The organism is Alcanivorax sp. HI0083 (genome assembly GCF_001635175.1).
In genome coordinates this window covers 1-965 of the sequence record NZ_LWFX01000426.1, presented here as the reverse complement: position 1 = coordinate 965, position 965 = coordinate 1, and the positions used below count along the sequence as shown (strand labels likewise).

General features: G+C 58.5%; 2 protein-coding genes. Both read left to right on the top strand.

The features are described from left to right. Positions 1-31 precede the first annotated feature (31 nt). Complete coding sequence (locus tag A3754_RS04420) at positions 32-454, top strand: PaaI family thioesterase (protein ID WP_063518936.1); 423 nt, start codon at positions 32-34, stop codon at positions 452-454. Positions 455-658: 204 nt separating this feature from the next. Continuing rightward, on the top strand, positions 659-965 hold a 307-nt coding region (locus tag A3754_RS04415), incomplete at its 3' end, for a response regulator (protein WP_231880477.1).

Here is a 965-nt window from a genome sequence, read left to right as displayed (position 1 = left end):
CTCCGTTTCGCCGGAATGAAAAAGGAAAACCATGAGCCACATTGACCAGATCAAAAACGACATTCTCGCCCACCCACTGCACCGGGCCTGCGAACTGGAACTGGTAAGCGCGGTGGATGGCCGCAGTGAAGTGCGTTTCCCGGTGAATGATTTCACCACCAACCCCCAGGGTGCCCTGCATGGCGGCATCGTTTATGCCTTGATGGATGTGGCCTGCTTTTTTGCGGCGGCCTCCAGACTGCCACCCGAGCAGCACGCGGTGACCATCGAAACCCATAGCAGCGTGCTGCGTGCCGCCAGCCGGGGCGAACAGGTCGTGATCCGCGCCCATGTGGACCGCCTGGGCCGAACCCTTGCTGCCATGCGGGCTGAAGCCTATGCCATAAACGCGCAGCAGCAGGAACGCCTGATCGCCACCGGATCGGTGACCAAAGCCATCGTGCAGATCACGTAGCCGTTTTTTTGCGCGTTTTCCCCGCGCTTTTCCCCACCATTGTGCGGTTTTCGTCCCTGCCGGATAAACGGCTATCCGGACGGCATGACCGGCTCCTTGCCGTTGCCCGAACCAATTGTCAGCCCCTATAGCGGGGCGTATCGTAAAACCTGATACCCGTGTGCCCACCCTTAGCGGAAAAGGGTGAGCACAATGTAGCACGCCGTGAATGAGGGACTCACCATGTATCAGGTCATGGTCGTGGACGATGAGGAATACATCCTCAAAGCCTTGAAGCGCACTATCAATACCTACACCGACTGGGAAGTGGAAACCTACCAGGACCCCCACGAAGCCCTGCGCCGGGCGCGCACTACCGTATTCGATGCGGTGATCACCGACTATATGATGCCGGAGATGAATGGCCTGGAACTGCTACAGGAACTGCGCGACCTGCAACCCGACACCATTCGTATTGTGCTGACCGGGGTGATCGACATCGAGACGGTCATGTCCGCGATCAACAAAGCCG